The 19,659-nt window shown below is 60.3% G+C and carries 15 protein-coding genes and 2 pseudogenes; 11 read left to right on the top strand and 6 right to left on the bottom strand.

The annotated features are described in order from the left end of the window. The first annotated feature begins 9 nt into the window (after window positions 1-9). Window positions 10-1,344, top strand: coding sequence for a ribosome biogenesis GTPase Der (gene der / locus SSPSH_RS00165; RefSeq protein ID WP_161627787.1), 1,335 nt, complete (start codon window positions 10-12; stop codon window positions 1,342-1,344). 433 nt (window positions 1,345-1,777) lie between these two features. Here der and SSPSH_RS18895 read toward each other — a convergent pair whose 3' ends face one another. The 3 genes from SSPSH_RS18895 to xseA all read right to left on the bottom strand — a co-directional run bounded on the left by SSPSH_RS18895 (window position 1,778) and on the right by xseA (window position 4,383). Continuing rightward, the gene (locus SSPSH_RS18895; protein ID WP_006913389.1) at window positions 1,778-1,936 is read right to left on the bottom strand and encodes an SH3 domain-containing protein; all 159 of its coding nucleotides are present in this window, start codon (window positions 1,934-1,936) and stop codon (window positions 1,778-1,780) included. After that, window positions 1,929-2,918 carry a hypothetical protein gene (locus SSPSH_RS18890; RefSeq protein ID WP_021031233.1) on the bottom strand — a complete coding sequence of 330 codons (990 nt, stop codon included), beginning with the start codon at window positions 2,916-2,918 and terminating at the stop codon, window positions 1,929-1,931. Before SSPSH_RS18890 ends, SSPSH_RS18895 begins: the two co-directional genes overlap by 8 nt. Before the next feature lie 94 nt (window positions 2,919-3,012). Continuing rightward, complete coding sequence (gene xseA, locus SSPSH_RS00150; protein WP_021031232.1) at window positions 3,013-4,383, bottom strand: exodeoxyribonuclease VII large subunit; 1,371 nt, start codon at window positions 4,381-4,383, stop codon at window positions 3,013-3,015. Between the two features lie 253 nt (window positions 4,384-4,636). Between xseA and guaB the strand changes: the two genes are divergently transcribed. After that, complete coding sequence (gene guaB / locus SSPSH_RS00145) at window positions 4,637-6,103, top strand: IMP dehydrogenase (protein ID WP_040607168.1); 1,467 nt, start codon at window positions 4,637-4,639, stop codon at window positions 6,101-6,103. A gap of 896 nt (window positions 6,104-6,999) precedes the next feature. Here the strand turns inward: guaB and SSPSH_RS00140 are convergent. Continuing rightward, on the bottom strand, window positions 7,000-8,382 hold the full coding sequence (locus SSPSH_RS00140; RefSeq protein WP_006913393.1) for a YjiH family protein: 1,383 nt from the start codon (window positions 8,380-8,382) through the stop codon (window positions 7,000-7,002). Window positions 8,383-8,671: 289 nt separating this feature from the next. Between SSPSH_RS00140 and guaA the strand changes: the two genes are divergently transcribed. The 9 genes and pseudogenes from guaA (at window position 8,672) to SSPSH_RS00100 (ending at window position 16,560) form a co-directional block, all read left to right on the top strand. Further along, window positions 8,672-10,249, top strand: coding sequence for a glutamine-hydrolyzing GMP synthase (guaA, locus tag SSPSH_RS00135; protein ID WP_021031231.1), 1,578 nt, complete (start codon window positions 8,672-8,674; stop codon window positions 10,247-10,249). Window positions 10,250-10,433: 184 nt separating this feature from the next. After that, window positions 10,434-10,679 (top strand): DUF6364 family protein, encoded by a 246-nt coding sequence (locus SSPSH_RS00130; RefSeq protein ID WP_006913396.1) that lies wholly within the window; start codon window positions 10,434-10,436, stop codon window positions 10,677-10,679. After that, window positions 10,676-11,083: a type II toxin-antitoxin system VapC family toxin gene (locus SSPSH_RS00125; RefSeq protein ID WP_006913397.1), complete on the top strand. Its 408-nt coding sequence runs from the start codon at window positions 10,676-10,678 to the stop codon at window positions 11,081-11,083. The genes SSPSH_RS00130 and SSPSH_RS00125 overlap by 4 nt, the downstream gene beginning before the upstream one ends. 154 nt (window positions 11,084-11,237) lie before the next feature. Further along, window positions 11,238-11,477, top strand: a pseudogene (locus tag SSPSH_RS00120) (hypothetical protein); the annotation flags it as partial. 109 nt (window positions 11,478-11,586) lie between these two features. Then, complete coding sequence (locus SSPSH_RS00115) at window positions 11,587-11,871, top strand: hypothetical protein (RefSeq protein ID WP_040607167.1); 285 nt, start codon at window positions 11,587-11,589, stop codon at window positions 11,869-11,871. Window positions 11,872-11,906: 35 nt separating this feature from the next. Then, window positions 11,907-12,167 carry a type II toxin-antitoxin system RelE/ParE family toxin gene (locus SSPSH_RS00110; RefSeq protein ID WP_006913400.1) on the top strand — a complete coding sequence of 87 codons (261 nt, stop codon included), beginning with the start codon at window positions 11,907-11,909 and terminating at the stop codon, window positions 12,165-12,167. A 156-nt stretch (window positions 12,168-12,323) separates the two neighbouring features. Beyond that, a pseudogene (locus SSPSH_RS19790) lies at window positions 12,324-13,103 on the top strand (type IIL restriction-modification enzyme MmeI); the annotation flags it as partial. A 78-nt stretch (window positions 13,104-13,181) separates the two neighbouring features. Next, the gene (locus SSPSH_RS00105) at window positions 13,182-15,911 is read left to right on the top strand and encodes a class I SAM-dependent DNA methyltransferase (protein ID WP_202962098.1); all 2,730 of its coding nucleotides are present in this window, start codon (window positions 13,182-13,184) and stop codon (window positions 15,909-15,911) included. Between the two features lie 106 nt (window positions 15,912-16,017). Continuing rightward, window positions 16,018-16,560 (top strand): phospholipase D-like domain-containing protein, encoded by a 543-nt coding sequence (locus SSPSH_RS00100; RefSeq protein WP_161627786.1) that lies wholly within the window; start codon window positions 16,018-16,020, stop codon window positions 16,558-16,560. A gap of 228 nt (window positions 16,561-16,788) precedes the next feature. Here SSPSH_RS00100 and SSPSH_RS19615 read toward each other — a convergent pair whose 3' ends face one another. Continuing rightward, window positions 16,789-18,069 carry a hypothetical protein gene (locus SSPSH_RS19615; protein ID WP_021031229.1) on the bottom strand — a complete coding sequence of 427 codons (1,281 nt, stop codon included), beginning with the start codon at window positions 18,067-18,069 and terminating at the stop codon, window positions 16,789-16,791. Window positions 18,070-18,217: 148 nt separating this feature from the next. Next, on the bottom strand, window positions 18,218-19,207 hold the full coding sequence (locus SSPSH_RS00090) for an alpha/beta hydrolase (protein ID WP_006913405.1): 990 nt from the start codon (window positions 19,205-19,207) through the stop codon (window positions 18,218-18,220). Window positions 19,208-19,659 lie beyond the last annotated feature (452 nt).

Here is a 19,659-nt window from a genome sequence, read left to right as displayed (position 1 = left end):
GTGTTGCCGGTGCTTGCGCTCGTGGGCCGGCCCAACGTGGGCAAGTCCACACTGTTCAATCGCCTGACGCGTACGCGCGATGCGTTGGTGGCCGATCAGCCGGGTGTCACCCGCGACCGGCACTACGGCTTTGCCAGCTACGACGGTCAGCGCTATATCGTGGTCGATACCGGCGGTATCGGCCAGGATGATGAAGACATCGACAGCCAGGCACTAGCACAGACCCGCGCCGCGCTCGAAGAGGCCGACGTGGTGCTGTTCGTGGTCGACTCGCGCCAGGGCCTCATGGGCGGCGACGAGATGATCGCCGAACAGCTGCGGCGTATCGATCGCCCCGTCCACGTCGTGGTGAACAAGAGCGAAGGCCAGGTAGGCGCGACGGCCGTGGCCGAGTTTCATGCGCTGGCGTTCGGCGACCCCTGGGCCGTCTCGGCGATACACGGCGATCGTATTTCCATTCTTCTCGCGCATGTGTTCGAGCATCTGCCGGCACCGCGTGCGCAGGTATTGCCGCACCAGCGCGGCGCGATCCGTCTGGCGTTGCTTGGCCGGCCGAATGCCGGCAAGTCCACGCTGGTCAATCGTCTGTTGGGCGAAACCCGCATGCTCACGCAGGATGCGCCCGGCACCACGCGCGATGCCGTGGCCAGCGAATTCAGCTTCGACGACAAACCCTATGTCATTGTCGATACCGCCGGTATACGCCGGCGTGCGCGTATCGACGACGATGTGGAAAAGGTCAGTGTCGTCAAGGCGATGCAGGCGATGGAAGCCGCGCAGGTGGTCATCGTCATGCTCGACGCGGCCAGCGGCCTGTCGGCGCAGGACATTCGTCTGTTGAACATGGCGGTCGAACGCGGCCGCGCCGTGGTGATCGCGGTCAATAAGTGGGATGGCCTCGAGGGCAAGCAGCGCGAAAAACTGCATGCCGAACTGGTCAAGCGCATCGGCGCGTTCGATTATCTGCCGCTGTTGTTCATATCCGCACTACACGGCTCGGGGCTTCGCGATCTGATGGACGCCATCCAGGCGTCGCACAAGGCCGCGTTTGCCGAGTTGAGCACGAATGCGCTCTCGCGCACGCTGGAAGACGCCGTGGACGGCCATTCGCCGCCTGCGATTCATGGTCGACGTATCAAGCTGCGCTATGCCCATCAGGGCGGCCGCAATCCGCCGACGATCGTCATTCACGGCAATCAGACCCAGCGTGTATCCGACGAATACAAGCGCTATCTCATGCGCCGTTTTCGCGAGAAGTTCGACCTGTTCGGCACGCCCATCCATCTGGTGTTCAAGAACAGCGACAACCCCTACGTCGGCAAATCACGCAAGCGCCGCTCGTAGCGGCGCAGCCGTGGCAGCGCTGTTTGCGCTGATACCCATTCCTGAGAAAACGGCCGCCCGGCCTTTGGGTCGCGGCTTTCGGTATGCCAGCGCCCTGCTGTCATAGGGCAGGGCGGCGACGCTCTCGGCTTGCTTGGCCATTCCATTTCATGGGCGTGCCCGCGATGTTGCGCCAGGCGACGGTTTGGCAAAGCCCAAGCGTTTCGCAAGCTCAGGCTGAGATCGGCTATTTCACCTCCAACGGTAGGGTCGACTTGGGTATCCCGCACTCTGTGCTGGGCCAACGCCCATCCGGCAGATAACACAACGGTCTTAAGGCCGTGGCCATCCGGCTTTCGTCCGCTGTCAGGCATACCTGAAACGAAAAGAGCCGGGCATAGGCCCGGCTCCTGGTCTTGTACGACGTGGGATCGCGGCGCGATCCAGCAGGCCGTTAGTCCTCGTGGTCGAGCAGGAAGTCGGCTATCCAGCCCTTGCGGCCGTCCGAGAACTCGACGTAGCGCCAATCGCCATCTTCGTCGCGAATGACAACGCTATCGCCTTGCTTGCCCTGGGTGACCACATCATTGCTGGTGCCCGGGCCGCTACGCACGTTGACGACCTTGGCCGAGATCTCGGCCTTCGGGGCCTTGTCTTCTGCTTCGGCGGCTTCCTGTTCGGCGGCCTCCGCGCTGTTTGCATCCGCACTGGCGGCAGCGGGGGTGGGGGGCCGCCGCAGCAGTGGCTGCCTGCGACGCCGCTTCGCTGTCGCCCTGTGCGGTCACGCTGTCGGCGGCATCGGTAGCGCTGGCGTCATCGGCACAGTTGCCGAACAGGTTCTTGAACCAGTTGCAGTTGCTCGCCTGCGATGAAGAAGCGGTGCGCGAGCTGTCGTCGTTGCCGTCGCTCGTGGGCGTGGTGGGCGGAATATAAGGTTCGGTACGGCCGTCCGAGTACACCAGCACCGGGCTCATGCGCTGCGGCACGACTTCCACCGGGCCCAGGGCGAAACGCGAGTCCTCGGCGCCGGGCAGGCTGGTGGGCTTCTTGCCGTCGATATAGAACTGCCAGAGCTCCACAACCAGCGTATCGCCCTTGGGCTTCCAGCCGACGACGAGGCCGTCGTTGGTGTAGCTGTAGCGCAGGCGCCGAATCTGCATCCAGATCATGGCGTCATCGACGGTTTCGAAGCGGCGCTGGCCTTCTTCGAGATCCACCTGGGTAATGCCTTCGGCAGCCTCCCAGACCGGCGGTTTGCCTTCGTAATGAATGCCCATGCTGCCGGCAAAGCGCTCGTTACGGGGCTCGAGGATTACACCGCGACGGTTGTCTCGCCAGGTGTACACACGGCGTAGACCGGGCCCGGCTTCGATCTTGATGCGGCCCCAGGGCGCGTTGGCCACGAGCTGTGTACCGTCGGTGAGTACGATTTCGTTTTGTTCCGGTACGGCATCGCCGCCTTCGGGGATCGGCGGTGGTTCGGGGGTGACAACCCGCGGGCCGATGGCACAGCCGCCCAGCAGGAATAGCGCCGCGACAAACGCAGCAAGAACGATGGATCGGCCGCGGATGGCGGCTTGCGAAGGTAGCAGCATATATCGAGAACCCCTTCTTGGTATTGGGTCGTTATGAGAGATGCCGGCTTGCACGTACCCCTCGCGTCACGCGCCGCCGGCAGTGCGGCATGGCTCAGGTAGAACGTTCTCCCGAGTCGGTATGGATTTCGCGTATTTCGCAGTCCAGTCGACCCCGGGCCAGAACCACATGGATCGCATCGCCCGCGGTGACTGTATCGGCCGATCGAACAATATGGTTATGGTCGTCGCGGGCGATAGCATACCCGCGTTCGAGCGTCTGTAGCGGGCTGACTGCATGCAGGGCGCGCCCGGCATTGCGCAGCTGAAGATTCGCCTGTTCGAGACGTTTATGCATGGCGCGTTGCAGGCGTTTTACACGCTGATCATGCGCATGTTCATGGGCGACGAGATGCCGTTGCGGTGAGGCCAGTTGCAGGCGTTGGGTGAGTGCCGACAGCCGATTCCGGGCCAGGCCGAGGCGCTGGCGCAGCGCGCGCTGCAGGCGCTGGTCTGCCACGTCCAGCCGCTGCATGGGCACTTCCAGGCGGCGTCGCGGATGCTGGCGCGCGAGCCGCGCATCGAGCGTGGCCAGACGCTGACCCGCATGCTGCAGGCGGGCGGCCATGCGGCGGTTGAGCTGGTTGGCCAGTCGCGGCAGTGCCTGCGCGCGGGCGCCCAGGTCCGGGCAGACCAGTTCGGCCGCGGCCGAAGGCGTGGCCGCACGTACGTCGGCAGCGAAATCGGCAATCGTGACGTCCACTTCGTGGCCGACGCCGGAAATCACCGGTACGCGGCTCGCCACGATCGCACGCGCCACGTTTTCGTCGTTGAATGCCCAGAGATCTTCCAGCGAGCCGCCGCCGCGTACGAGTAGCAGCACATCACAATCGGCGCGCGCGCTAGCGAGCGTGAGCGCCTTCACGATGGCTGGCGGTGCTGCATCGCCCTGAACCGGTACGGGATAGATTCGTACCGCACCCAGTGGAAACCGTCGCGACACCACGCTGAGCACATCGCGGATCGCCGCGCCGGTGGCCGACGTGATCACGCCGATACGTGCCGGTGCCGCGGGCAGGGCGCGTTTGCGTTCGACGGCGAATAGCCCTTCTGCGTCGAGCCGGGCCTTGAGCTGCTCGAAGGCGCGGCGCAGGGCGCCATCGCCGGCCGGCTCGACATGCTCGACGATCAGTTGGTAGTCGCCGCGCGCTGCGTACAGGCTCACGCGTGCCCGTACGCGCACCTGATCGCCGTCGGCCAGCGGCGTGCGCATCAGACGGGCCTTGCCACGAAACAGTGCCGCGCGGACCTGGGCGTCGCCGTCCTTGAGGCTGAAATACAGATGCCCCGAGCGTGGCCGTGCCAGATTCGAGATCTCGCCTTCGACCCAGAGCAGCCCGTAACTGTGTTCCAGCAGCTGGCGTACCGAGGCATTCAGCTCGCTGACACTGAACACGATGCGCGAATCGGAATCGGGGCGGCTCATGAAATATCGATTATCCGGGTTAGGGCATGGACCGCACGTCGCGGCTCGGGTTCATTGTGCGCAAGACAACGCGACGTTACACCGCTCATCGCGCATCTGGCCAACCGTTCGACGCCTGGCGCCAGCACCTTCATACAGGCATCGCTCGGGCGCCCGCGTGTATGAAAGGCGCAGGTCTTGCTTTATAATCCGCAGTCTTTGCGGCGGCGATACGGGTCACGTAAAGCCGCCCACTGCCGGCGAGCCTATGACCCTGAGAATCAGCGAGCAAGCCCTGACGTTCGACGACGTCCTGCTCCAGCCCGCCTACTCCGACGTTCTACCGCGCCACGTCGACCTGTCTACGCGCCTTACGCGCGACATCACGCTGAATCTACCGTTGATCTCGGCAGCGATGGATACGGTCACCGAGGCAGGCCTGGCGATCGCGCTGGCCCAGGAAGGCGGAATTGGCATCATCCATAAATCGATGCCGCCGGAAGTACAGGCGCAGCACGTCCGTACGGTCAAGAAATACGAATCCGGTGTCATCTCGGACCCGATCACCACCGGTCCCGATGCCACCATCCGCGAAGTGCTGGAACTGACCCGTCGCAGCCGCATCTCCGGCGTGCCGGTGGTGGACAAAGGGGTGCCCGTCGGCATTGTCACCAGCCGCGACCTGCGTTTCGAAACGCGTTTCGATGCGCCCGTGACCAGCGTGATGACGCCCAAGGAGCAGCTGATTACGGTACGCGAAGGCGCGGGCCGCGAAGAGATCCTCGGCTTGTTCCATGAGCACCGTATCGAGAAGGTGCTCGTGGTCAACGACGCCTTCGAGCTGCGTGGCATGATCACCGTGAAGGACATCCAGAAGTCCTCTGACTTTCCCAACGCCTGCAAGGATGCCCAGGGCAGTCTGCGCGTGGGCGCGGCGGTCGGCCCCGGCCCGGAAACGTTCGCCCGCGTTCAGGCGCTGGCCGAAGCCGGCGTGGATGTCGTGGTGGTGGATACTGCCCACGGCCATTCCTCCGGTGTGCTCGATACCGTACGCCAGCTCAAGCAGCGCTTCGGCGATCTGCAGATCATCGGTGGCAATGTGGGCACGGCCGAAGGCGCCAAAGCGCTGGTGGAAGCCGGCGTGGATGCGGTCAAGGTGGGCATCGGCCCGGGTTCGATCTGCACCACGCGTATCGTCGCCGGTATTGGCGTACCGCAGATTTCCGCCGTTGCCAACGTGGCTGCCGCGCTGGAAGGCACTGGCGTACCTCTGATTGCCGATGGCGGTATTCGCTACTCGGGCGATGTCGCCAAGGCGATTGCCGCGGGCGCCTATGCAGTGATGATCGGCGGCATGTTCGCCGGCACCGAAGAAGCGCCGGGCGATATCGAGCTCTACCAGGGCCGTTCCTACAAGGCCTATCGCGGTATGGGGTCGCTGGGTGCGATGAGCGGCGATTCCGGCTCGGCCGACCGTTACTTCCAGGACCCTTCCGAAGAGATCCAGAAGCTCGTGCCCGAGGGCATCGAAGGCCGCGTGCCCTACAAGGGTCCGCTCGGCGGCATCGTGCACCAGCTCATCGGCGGGTTGCGCGCCTCCATGGGGTACACGGGCTGTCACAACATCACGGAGATGCGGACCCAGCCGACCTTCGTGCAGATCACCTCGGCCGGTGTGAAGGAATCGCACGTCCACGACGTGCATATCGTCAAGGAAGCGCCGAACTACCGCGTGGATTGATCCACGCGGCTCGGCGGCCTCGGCATCCGGCAGGTTAAGTCTGCGGGTGTTGGGAACGATGTCGACGGGATAGGGCGTTCGGCTTGATTTGGCGTTGGTGCTGGCGTATTCAGAATCGACGGTGCAGGCGAATTTAAGCTTGGGGTTTCGCGCTGCTGCGCGAAACAGAAGGTCCGACATGCTCGTGAGCTTCGAAAGCCCGATGGTTCAAACCATTTGAGTTTTTGAATCAACTATGCGGGTTGATTTGCGCCTGGGGTTTCGCACTGATGTGCGAGGTACTTATATTTGCTCGCCCAAATATGAGTACCCAACACAAAGGGCGCCCTGTCTTGCGTCGACGCTGCGCGCCGATGCCCTGCGCGGCTCCGGCGTCAAGCGGGCCAGCCGGAAACTCGCTTCGCTCAAACATCCGGCTGTCTATTCCGCTTGCCGCCTCCACTGCTCGGCGCTACGCCCAAGGGGGTGAATACAGGCAAGCGTCGCTGTCGCTCGCTCAAGATCACATCTTTCGCAGGTCGGCTTAGCGAAGCGTAAGCCGACAGGAACGCAGGCGACTGTCTTCCTATTGCTTGCGCACTCACGTCGACTCGGCGTTCGAAACCGCGTGCCTGTATTGAAGTCCCGTTCGCGCGGCGAATCGTACGAGTTGTCGCCTCGGGGCGCATCCCAGCTGCGCTGGTAAGGCCCCGCTTCTCGCCTCGTACGGCACGGCGCCAGCCGACGCGTAACCCGGGCGTCTTTTCCTTTGCCCACTTTCGTTTGGAAAAGCAAACGAAAGTGGGTCGTGCAGCAGCGCGAAACCAAAGGTTCGACAAACTCGCGAGCCCGCCAAGGCCTCAAGATTCAAACCATCCGAGCTTGCAATCGAGGCAGCCCAGATCTTCCGCCCAAATCTAGAACACAAACAGATGCGCGATCGCCACGATGATCGGAAACGTCACCACCGTACGAATCAAAAAGATCGCGCCCAGTTCGAAGATATTGAGCGGCACTTTCGACTTGAGAATAACCGCGCCCACTTCGGACATATAAATCAGCTGTGTGACCGATAGGGCAGCAATCACGAAGCGGGTGAATTCGCTTTCGATCGAGCTGGCCAGAATCGACGGCAGGAACATATCGGCAAAGCCGGCCAGCAGGGCGGGCGCGGCCTTGGCGGCTTCCGGTACCTGCATGGCTTCCAGCACGGGCACGAGTGGGAAGGTGAGCCAATTGAAGATGGGCGTGTATTCCGCAATGGCGATGCCGGTGGTGCCAATGGCCATGATCAGCGGCAGCAGGCCGAACAGAATTTCGGCATAGGTGGTGGCGCCGTCGCGTAGCAGTCGACCCAGGCTCGGCGCGTGGGCCGCTCGCTGCATGGCGCTATCCAGCCCCCATCGGAACAGCGATCGTTCGCCGGGTTCATCGGCCGGCGCCTGACGGCCGCTTTCCGGCCAGTAGCTATCCACCTTGCGCGATAGCGGCGGCAGGCGGGGCACGATGACAGCCGCAATCAGCCCGGCCACGGTTACAGTGAGATAGAACGGAATGAACAGATGGCCAATCTCGGTGAAGTTGGCCACCAGCAATGCAAAGGTGATGGAAACAATCGAAAAGTTGGTCGCAATCACCGCGGACTCGCGCGCCGAGTAATAGCCTTTTTCATACTGGCGCGAGGTGATCACCACGCCTACCGTGCCATCGCCCAGCCATGACGCCGTGGCATCCACCGCCGAACGGCCGGGCAGGCCAAAGACCTTGCGAAAGAAGCGATGGAGCAGGGTGCCCACGAATTCCATACCGCCGAAATCAGTCAGCAGGGGCAACAGGAACGAAGCAAAGAAAAAGAACGCCACGAGCGCGGCGATCACGTCGAACAGCACGATCTGGCCCGTGTCTTCGCTGATGACGAATTCCGGCCCCACGCCGAACAGCGTCATCAACGCAAACACGGCGCCCACCACGCGCAGCAGTGCATAACCCATGCCCACGTTGAACAGCTGATCGAACAGGCCGGGCTCGTCCGGCGCGGTACGCGTGAGGCTGGTGACCAGCGTCAGCACAGCCGACACGCTCAGCACCACGCCAGCGATGGGGCCCAGCCAGCCGTCCAGCAGCGATGCCAGCGCGTTCGAAAGAATAGCCAGCCCGATCGTGATTTCGCCGTCATCGACAATGGGCGTCAGAAACGCGAGCACGCCCAGAAGCGAGGGAATCGCAAAGCGCAGAAACGAACGGTAATCGAAACCGCTGCGCGTATTGGCGTCTGCGGTGGTGGAATCGGGATCGGCCATGGATCGTTCCGTGGGCGTGGTTTAAATGGCGGCGCAGGCGTCCCGTGTAAGGCGCGCGTTTACCGTCGGATTGGGTGTCGTTGGATTGCGCAGCTTCTTGCGCTGGCGTGACCGAGCGGCCGGCCAAGCAGCGAAGGCGTCGCTCACAAGCCGCCTGTCATCAGGCGGTCATTCTAGCGGGCTGCCGTGCAGGCGTGCGAGCGCTGCCGAGCGGGCGACGATTCGGTATCCTGCGCACCTTGAAACAATGGTCGTACCTCCCGCCCATCAGCCGAGCCCGATACCGCGCATGACCCAGGATATCCACGCCGAGAAAATCCTCATCCTCGACTTCGGCAGTCAGTACACCCAGCTCATCGCCCGTCGTGTACGCGAGGCCAACGTCTACTGCGAAATCTATGCCTGGGACGTGGCCGATCACTACGTGCGCGACTTCAACCCCAACGGCGTCATTATGTCCGGCGGGCCGGAATCCGCCACGGCCGAGGACGGCCCGCGTGCGCCGGCCGCGGTATGGGAACTGGGCGTGCCGGTGCTGGGTATCTGCTACGGCATGCAGACCATGGCCGCCCAGCTCGGCGGCGAGGTAGAAACCTCCGAGGTGAAGGAATTCGGCTATGCGCGCGTACGCGCTCGCGGCCATTCCAGGCTGTTCACCGATATTCAGGACCACGTCAACGACGAAGGCCACGGCCTGCTCGACGTCTGGATGAGCCACGGCGACCGTGTAAAAACGCTGCCTGACGGCTTCAAGGTGATCGCCACGACCGACGGCGCGCCGCTGGCCGGCATGGCCGGCGAAGACCGCGGCTACTACGGCATCCAGTTCCATCCGGAGGTCACCCACACCACCCAGGGCAAGCGCATCCTCTCGCGCTTCGTGCACGACATCTGCGGTTGTGGCGAACTCTGGACCAGCGAACACATCATCGAAGATCTGGTCGAGCGTATCCGCGACCAGGTGGGCGACCAGCGCGTGCTGCTCGGCCTGTCCGGCGGGGTCGATAGCTCCGTCACCGCCGCGCTCATCCATGAAGCGATCGGCAAAAACCTCATCTGCGTGTTTGTCGACAACGGCCTGCTGCGCCTCAACGAAGGCGACGAAGTCATGGCCACCTTCGCCGAGCACATGGGCCTGAACGTCATCCGTGCCGACGCCGAAGACGAATTCCTGGGCAAGCTGCAAGGCGTGACCGACCCGGAAGCCAAGCGCAAGATCATCGGCAATACCTTCATCGAAGTCTTCGACGCCCACGCCGCCGAACTCACCAATATCGACTGGCTCGCCCAGGGCACCATCTACCCGGACGTCATCGAATCCGCCGGCTCCGCGACCGGCAAGGCCCATGTCATCAAAAGCCACCACAACGTGGGCGGCCTGCCGGAAGACATGAAGCTCGGCCTGGTCGAGCCGCTACGTGAACTGTTCAAGGACGAAGTCCGTGAGCTGGGCCTGGCCCTCGGCCTGCCGCGCGACATGCTCATGCGCCACCCGTTCCCCGGCCCGGGCCTCGGCGTGCGCATCCTCGCCGAGGTGAAGAAGGAATACGCCGACAAGCTTCGCAAGGCAGACGCCATCTTCATTCACGAACTGCGCGAATCCGGCTGGTACGACAAGGTCAGCCAGGCCTTCGCCGTCTATCTGCCCGTCTCCAGCGTCGGCGTGACCGGCGACGGCCGCCGCTACGAACACGTCATCGCCCTGCGCGCCGTCGAAACCATCGACTTCATGACCGCACGCTGGGCCCATCTGCCGTACGAACTGCTCGAACACGTCTCCTCGCGAATCGTGAACGAGGTGAGCGGCATCTCGCGGGTGGTCTACGACGTGACCGGCAAGCCGCCGGGGACGATTGAGTGGGAGTAGGCGGGCTATCCGGCGGTTAACCCGAAGGCGCTCCTGTTAAAAATCGGTTTCTTTGTGAGGAGCGATATTCGGGCTTTCAGTCCCGGGACTAGCCAGCAAGAAGTTCGTCCTCGAACTCGCACTGAGTTTCATCGCATTACGGAATGCCGTACAGTTTATTGACATAGGCCGTACGGAATTTGCGATGGCTATAGAAACATCCAAGCTCACGATTCGATTGCCGGTCGAGGACGTGAAATTCGTCAAACGGTATGCGAAAGCCAACGGCCTGAGTGTGACCGAAGTCATCGATCGCTACCTGCGGCGTATGCGGTTGCTGGATGAAGAAGAGCTGCCGGCCGCCCTGGATGAAATAACGGGCCTGCTACCGGCGGATATGGATGCAGAGGCCGAAATGCGTGAGCGCCAATCGACCAAGCACGGCCAGTGATCCTTATCGATCTGAACGTCGTACTCGACGTGGTACAGAAGAGGGAACCGCACTATAGAGCATCGGCGACCGTGATCGGCCGAGTGACGGACGGCCGCGTTGTTGCGTGCCTGCCGGCTCACGCTTTCACCACGCTTCATTATCTGGTGTCGCGACACCAAACCGCAGCGATTGCCAACCGCGTAGTGGATTGGCTGCTCCGATATTTCGAGGTCGCCGGCACTACCGATCGCGAGTTGAAAAGAGCTAGAACGTTGGATTGGCATGATTTCGAAGACGCGGTTGTTGCTGCAGCTGCGGAGTCGTCTTCTTGCACGAATATCGTGACTCGGAACGTCCGAGATTTCCGTGACTCACTGGTACCCGCTGTGACGCCGGAAGAGTATCTTTTTGATAGCCGGTAGTTTGGTGGAAAAGTGATCTCGACGTATTAATCGCGGTTTGCGTTAATCACTCAGGTTTTTGAGCATGCCGAGAAACCCGAACGCTCATGCCCCCAGATTCGTCGCGCCGTCGATGAATGCACGCGCGGGGCGGACTAACTCAGCGGAGTCGGCCATGGAATACACCTTCACGCTCAAATACCGGTTGTACGACCACGACGGTGATGAAGAAGCGCTAATCTATCGGTTGTTCGAGGCCGGCTGCGATGATGCACTACCGGGCATCGGCCAATCGGGGAGGTTGGCGCTTGCGTTTGCGCGCGAGGCTGAAAGTGCGACGGCAGCGCTCGAAAGCGCGATTGCCGACGTGCGCGAAGCGGTCGATAACGCCGAACTGGTCGAAGTGCTGCCGGATTAGTTGGACGATTTGATGGCCTATGGGCTCGCGAATCGGCAAGGGCGGTACTGACGAGTACGCACTGCGGTGTTACTTTATTAGCACCACGCGTTCTATGGTGTCAGCCATGTCCACCACCTCGTTGAAACTGCCGGATGAGCTCAAAGCGCGGCTACGCTCGGTTGCCGAAGCGCGCCATACCAGTGCCCATGCGTTTATGGTTGAGTCTCTCCAGAATGCGGTAGTGGCGGCCGAACAGCAGCTGGCTTTTCTAGCGGATGCGGAAACCGCATACGAACAGATGTGCGAAAGCGGAGAAGGCTATGAGGCCGGCGACGTGCATCGCTACATCCAGGCTCGTGCGCGCGGTGAATCGCTAGAACGGCCGCAGCCGAAACCGTGGCGCGAATAATCTACGCCGCAAGGGCATTAGCCGATCTCGAGCGCGTGACCGAATTTCTTCTCGACACCGAGCCGGCCGCGGCGGTGGAAACGATCGGCCTTATCACGACGGCAATTGAAACGCTCGAAGATCACCCATTAATCGGGCGGGCCTATTCGGCAGATGTTCGCGAACTCGTTATCTCCCGAGGCCGAACCGGCTATGTCGCGTTGTACCGCTTTCTTCCGGTACGGGACTTGGTCGCCATTCTGTCGATACGGCATCAGCGGGAAAGCGGTTACTCGATCGACGATCCAATGAGCTGAAATTCTGTCGAGAAACAATGCAGATGTGGCAATGCAAAACGTCACAGCGAGAACCGCGAGTGTAGCAAGCAATGCACGCGAGATAGGTATACTGTCCCCGGAACGCCCCCGGAACGCCCCAACAGGTCGACTTCCTGGCTGATCAGGCCGCGCGGTATGTCGGGTACGCGACTGAGGCAATGCTCTAAGGCGAGGCCCGTACCTCGAGGCTGTTGCTTTCCAAGAAAGGTGCTCGGAGCCGGAAGAGGGTGCGATACAGTGTCTCGGTTGAATATCGAGCACTTGAGATCAATGTCCTATCCCTCGCAGCCCGAAGTAGAACAATTCATCGAGCGCTGGAGCGTTTCCGGGGGCTCCGAGCGAGCCAACTACCAGTCGTTTCTCGCCGAGCTGTGCGACCTGCTCGACGTGCCGCGTCCCGATCCCGCCAGGCCGGACAATCTGGAAAACGCCTATGTCTTCGAGCGCAGCCTACGCTTCACGGACAGCGAAGGCGCGCAGACCACCAACTTCATCGATCTCTACAAACGCGACTGTTTCGTCTGCGAGACCAAGCAGGGCGTCGAGCAGCCCGGCGGCCAGGATCTGCTCTCGCGCGTGGGTGAAGAACAGGCGAAATACCTGAAACAAGGCCACGGCAAACGCGGCACGCCGGCCTGGAACAAGATGATGAAACGCGCCCGAGGCCAGGGCGAACGCTATATCCGCGCCCTGCCTGCGCGCGAAGGCCGTCCGCCGTTCCTGCTGGTAGTGGACGTCGGCCACGTGATCGAGGTGTATGCCGAATTCACCCGTACCGGCGGCAACTACACGCCCTATCCTGACGTGCGCGGCCATCGCATCCGATTGGAAGACTTGCGCGACGAAGGCATTCGCGAGCGCCTGCGGGCGATCTGGACCGATCCGCTCTCGCTCGACCCGGCCCGCATCAGCGCAGCGATCACCCGCGATATCGCCGAAAAACTCGGCCGCCTCGCGCGCTCGCTGGAACGCGACGGCCACGCGCCCGAAGCGGTGGCCAGTTTCCTGATGCGCTGCCTGTTCACCATGTTCAGCGAAGACGTCGGCTTGCTGCCGCACCGCAGCTTCACCGACCTGCTCACTTCGCTGCGCGACGATCTGGACTTCCTGCCGCCCAGCCTGGAACAACTCTGGAAGACCATGGACGCCGGCGGCAACTCCATCCAGCTCAAGAAGAAGCTGCTGCGCTTCAACGGCGGTCTGTTCGCCGAACAGAACGCGCTCCCGCTCAACCGCGACCAGCTGGAACTGCTGATCGAATCCGCCCAGGCGGACTGGACGAACGTCGAGCCCGCTATCTTCGGCACCCTGCTTGAACGCGCGCTGGACCCGGCCGAACGCCACAAGCTCGGCGCCCACTACACCCCGCGCGAATACGTGGAACGCCTCGTGCTGCCTACGATTGTTCAGCCGCTGCGCGAAGACTGGGCCAACGTCGAAGCCGCGGCCAGCCAGCTCGAAGACGCCGGCGATACCAAACAGGCTGTCGCCACCGTCGAGGATTTCCTCAAGCGCCTCACCCAGATCCGCGTGCTCGACCCGGCCTGCGGCAGCGGCAACTTCCTGTACGTCACACTCGAACATCTCAAGCGTCTGGAAGGCGAAGTGCTGGACGCGCTCGACGGCCTGGGCGCGACCCAGACCAGCTTCGAAATGGCCGGCGTCACCGTCGACCCGCACCAGTTGCTCGGTTTGGAGATCAACCCGCGCGCCGTCGCCATTGCCGATATCGTGCTCTGGATCGGCTATCTGCAATGGCATTTCCGCACCCACGGCAACGTGTTGCCGCCCGAGCCGGTGCTCAAGAACTTCCACAATATCCAGCACCGCGACGCGCTGATCGAATGGGACGCGGTCGAGCCCGTGCTCGACGAAAACGGCAAGCCAGTCACCCACTGGGACGGCCGCACCACCAAACCGCACCCGGTCACCGGCAAGGAAGTGCCGGACGAAACCGCGCGCCGGCCCGAACAGCGTTATATCGGCGTGCGCCAGGCCGAATGGCCGGCGGCGGATTTCATCATTGGCAATCCGCCGTTCATTGGTACTTCGCGGATGCGCGCCGCGCTCGGCGACGGCTATACCGAAGCCGTACGCGCGACTTATAAAGCGCTGCCGGAGTCCTGCGATTTCGTCATGTACTGGTGGCACAAGGCCGCCGAACTCGCCCGGAACGGCGATATCCGCCGCTTCGGCTTCATCGCCACCAACTCACTACGCCAGACCTTCAACCGTCGCGTGATCGAACCGCATCTGGCGCACAAGAAACCGCTGTCGATCCTCTGGGCAATTCCCGATCATCCCTGGGTCGATGCCGGCGAAGGCGCGGCCGTGCGGATTTCGATGACTGTGGGCGCCGGCGGAGAACATCACGGCCGACTTAAAACAGTGGCGAATGAGAGAAAGGATGAAAACGGATTACGTACTTTTGCCTTCACCGATGAACTGGGTAAATTGCACGCCAATTTGAGCGCTGGGTTAGACATTGATTCAGCGGTACCACTCATCGCCAACAGCGGACTGTCGGCTGAAGGCATAAAACCTCATGGCAAGGGCTTTCTTGTTGATAGTGCTACTAAAACGACACTTACGACCTATCCTCATGACGCAGCGGGTGCGCGGATACGACCGTATCGAAATGGCGCTGACATCAACCAACGCAATCGCAACTTGGCGATCATTGACGTTGACAACCTAAGCCTCGAATCTCTTCGCGCCGATTTTCCGAGCTTGTTTCAGCACCTTTCAGCACACGTCAAACCAGCAAGAGAGCAGAATCGAACTCCTGAGAGAAAAAAATTCTGGTGGAAATTCGGAAGACGAAATACCGAATTGCGGAATTTCCTTGAGGGCCTCGAAAGCTACTTTGTGACCGTTAAAACTTCAAAGCATCGAACCTTCGTTTCGCTTCATAGTAAAACGCTGCCAGATAGCAAACTAATTGTATTTGGTCTCAGCACGCCTCATTTTCTGGGTATCCTATCGTCCAATATTCACTGCATTTGGGCTCTTGCGTCTGGTTCGAAACTAGGGGTCGGTAATGATCCCACCTACGTTAAGTCTAAGAGCTTCGAAACATTCCCCTTCCCCGCTCCCACCGACAGCCAGAAACAGCGCATCGGCGAGCTGGCCGAGCAGCTCGATGCCCATCGCAAGAAACAGCTGGCCGCGCACCCGAAGCTCACGCTCACCGGCATGTACAACGTGCTGGAAAAACTGCGCGCCGGCGAGACGCTGACGGCGAAGGACAAGACCATCCACGAACAGGGGCTGGTGTCGGTACTGGCCGAACTGCACGACGAACTGGATGCCGCCGTGGCCGATGCCTACGGCTGGCCGGCCGATCTGACAGATGAACAGATTCTGGAACGCCTGCTGGCGCTGAATCTGGAACGCGCGGCGGAGGAACGCGCCGGACATATCCGCTGGCTGCGCCCGGATTATCAGAACCCGGACGGCAAGAGCCAGGGAGCGCAGGCCGAGATTGCAGTCGCCGTGCAAGCCGACGCCGCGAAAACCAGCAAACAGAAACTGCCGGACGACCTACCCGGGCGTTTCGCCGCCGTGCGCGCCGCGCTGGCGCAGATGCCAGAGGGCGCGAAGACCGAAGGCGTGGCCGCCGCGTTCAAGGGCGCCCGCCGCAATCGCGTAGCCGAAATTCTGGACACGCTGGTCGGCCTTGGACAGCTTCAGCAGGACCCGAATGGCGTGTACCGATTATAGGTGCGGCGCTGGGTGAGATGACAGAGCAAACTTTCTAGCTTTGGAAACTTGGATTCAGCTTCCAACGGAACCGAACACGTCATTGCGGAACGTCCATAAGCGCAGCGTGTCGGTACTGGGTCTGGCCGGATTGGATCAGGTCTTGCATTTTGCGCACCATGCAAGACCTGACCCTAATTTGTGCAAGCATCCGGCTCTGCTGCAAAGGGCGATTATTGAATCTGAGCAGCGTTTGGTCATCGTATCTGTGTGGATTCGGGCAAAAGTGGTGGATCATGAATTCTTGGGCAATCTAGAGACGCTCGCGAAAAAGGGTGTAAGCGTCACTATTGTCTTTGGTTTTGGAAAGGATCGCGGCGAAAGGGAACACGACGAGTACGCCCGCGAGTCATTAGAGCGTCTAGATACTCAGTATCCGAATTTTCGTCTCATTCGCCACAATAAGGTGCATGCAAAAGTGCTCGTTAGCGATAGAAAATTCGCAGTTTCAACGAGTTTCAACTGGCTTTCCTTCAAAGGCGATTTGAATATGTCGTTGAGGGAAGAGGAGGGCTTCTGTGTCGAGGGGACGAAATTTGTTGAAGAATACTGTCAGGATTTACTCGGGAGGCTCATTCCTGAGCATAGATTAGATGGCAATAGCAGGTGATTTTGGGGTCAGGCTGGACTCGCCCGCTCCATAGACGCTTCTGACCCTCAGGCAAGGCTTACTCTAGGAAAGCTCAGGATCGGGCTATAATGGCCGAACTGAGTTGGTCCTGTTATCAGTGACACGTAACTCAACCGCCAGATCCTGAGATACGTCAGGGCCGGGTATTGGGAAATAGCCGGGACACCTGATACTGCTCCCGGATTTTTGCCCATTTATGTCGATCCCTTATCTTCCCGCTTTCGTTTCTGGAAAGCCGATGTTTTCCTCGTGGCAGGAAGTAACCACACCAGATTGAGTTCTGATTTTACAACTGCCACCTATGCCATCTTCCGCCCTTTGAGCGCTATGATCTGTACCGCGTTGACCAGCACTGCCTGGACTGCCAGATCCGCGGCCGCCGGAATCGCAATGTCCCGGTGCTGAGCCTCGAGCGCCGCCCGCGCCGCCAGTACCCGCTGGCCCACCAGGACCGCCAAAACCGCCTCTGCCCCCTTCAAGATCTGCCTCAATTGAGAATACGTCGGCTAAAGTACCCACCTCTATGAGGACATCTCCAGCGTTTCCGCCGGGCCCGCCAGCACCGCCATTTCCGCCGCTTCCGCCAAGACCGCCGTTGCGGCCTGATTGAGGCCCTCTGTTGCAGCCTAAAGCGCCACTTACGCCATTGCGCCCATCACCCCCGTCTTGCCCGTTTCCACCGGCACCTCCAGCCCCGCCATACCCCCCGTTTTGGCCACGCAAATCAAAACTAAAAGCGCCGGAGAGCGTCGTCGCGCTAATACTCGCATCGGGAGCAGTTGCGCCTTGAGTTCCAGGCAGACCGTCGCTGCCATCCCCACCAGCGTGCCCGTGATCGCCCCGGCCAGCTTTCGAGTTGTAGCTAATACCTCGAGAACCATTTTCTCCATCAGGTGCGCGAGCAGACATGTCATTGCGTGCGGAAATATGTGTTCCCTCCACATGAGCGGACACTCGAGCTGCGACTATATTTAACCCTGTTTCACCGACAACGACATTCTTGGGCAATTTTACGTTTGCACACGGATCATTGATATTCCAAGCAGAATTTTCATTCTGGTCGCTGGGGTATGGATCAACCCGAAACTGAACCGATTTCTCCTGCGAGTTCGAGCCGCCAGATAGTGTCGTCTCAACCTTTATTGCATAGGTTCCCGGTGAAAATGACGAACATGGTAAGTTAATAGAAATAGAACTATTGTTATCAAGGAGGGGTTCGAAATCTCCTGACGGCTTTTTTAGCATCCAGCGATAGGTAATCGCATTCGTTGAGGTGGTTTGGTTTATTACTGCTACGAACGAGGCATTTTGGTTTACCTGAACTGTTCGGTCCCCGTCGAGTCTTTGAAGTTGGTAGTACTCTCGCTGTTGCTGGCTTCGGATCCAATCGACCAATGCCTCCCAAACGCCAGCCAACTGGCCGAAGACGCCGATTAAAGCCAACAAGGCAGCCGCCCAAAAAGGCGTGTTTTTGGAGAAATGCCCCATTACTAATACCTCTGCCAATGCACAGCTGAAACAGCATTTGCGCGATAATAGGAGACAGACTAGGTTTTCTTCGCGTTAGTCGGTGGGTCGGTCCTTTCGAGTACTCAAAAACGGAGTGTGTCCTTCAATGGCGAGCTCGGTTGAGCGCTTAGCTAGGCCTGAACTCGTCCGTTAGTATCGCTTGTCGCCGAAACTCGTCCCCCGGAAATATTCGGCCGGTCAGGATCGCGTTAAAAATGTGGTTGAACACAACGCCGGGCCGTACACCGTCCTCGGCCGATCGGAAGTAGGTATGTCCTTTGGGGTAGTCGTAACGCGTATTGAGGTCGTCGCAGTCCAGCGAATAGACATTCTTCGGCGTCGCGTCGAGATCTTCCGGGCCGGTATGGCCGAGGCGGCGAGAGGCGATTCTTGCCCGCAGATTGGCGGCTTTGCTTGCACGTAGCGCCAAGTCGTCGGATGCGTAGTAGACCGCGACGTTTCGCGAGGCGTTGCAGATGTGTTCGCCTTCGTGCCCGAATTCTAGGGATTCGTTGACGATATCGGCGGCCACCAAAAACGTGTTCCGGAACAGCAACGGCAGTCCGCCGGGCATGTCGTAGCGTCGCCAGTGGGCCAGCGCGGCACGCAGCACGCGGTTGCCCATGGAGTGCGCGAGGATATTGACGCGCTTCAGGCAGGGCGCATTGACCGGATTGGCTTGTTCGGAGTTACGCCACTGGACAAAGATGTCGAGTACGCGGGCGATGGAGGCCGCGCTCATATCGGCGGCTTTCTGGTCGTCCCAGTAGTCCTGGACTATGCCCCTGTCGTCATCGCAGGGCCAGATAATTGGCAGCACAATGGCTTCTTTCGCTTTGGCCTCGTCGCAGAGTCTTTGCAGTTCTTCGGCCCCTGCAAACACGTCTTCCGGCAGATTCGAAAAGCCGTGGATATAGACGATCACTTGCCGGTACTCGGCCTCTTTCAAGCGTTGCAATAACGCGAGCCCGCCGATTTCTTCGTGCTCTTCGGCAGCAATTCGCTCACAAAAGAACACCGAATTGCTGGGGGCGTTATTCGACAAATCGAAGGTAAAGCGTCGCCCCTTTCGAGTGCGAATACTTTGGGTCGGAAAGCGATTCGTGATGAAAAGCATGACGACTGCCGTTTCTTATTTTTGTTGTTTAAAAAGCTGCCATGGCGATTCAGGCATGGCAAGAAGATTTATAAATTAATTTTCGGTTGAGTTGTTAGCGAGTCCACCAAATGAGCGATGTGCTAGTTCGTTCTGGTTTGCAGCAGAAAAAGAGGGCGCGCGTAAAAATTTTAAATTTCATGCGCTTCGATAAAAATAGGAAAACGATTTCTGTGGTCGTCTCGCAAGATTCCTGTAAATGGCAGTGATTTGTTGCTTTAATCACTCGGCCCCACAATTCGGTCGTAACGCAGAGTGCCGGAGACGGGTATGCGCTGGAAGCGCGCAAAATGCGTCGTACTAATAGGCGCACTACTAGCGGTATCAGGTGGGGATCAGGTGACGCGGATCAGGTGACAGTATGCTCATCGCGATGCCGCAGAACGGGCTCCAGGGCCAGCGCTCGCATTCGA

It is taken from the genome of Salinisphaera shabanensis E1L3A (assembly GCF_000215955.2).
GTDB classification, from domain to species: domain Bacteria; phylum Pseudomonadota; class Gammaproteobacteria; order Nevskiales; family Salinisphaeraceae; genus Salinisphaera; species Salinisphaera shabanensis.
Note: the sequence above shows the minus strand (reverse complement) of the source record. Positions and strands in the feature narration are given on the sequence as shown.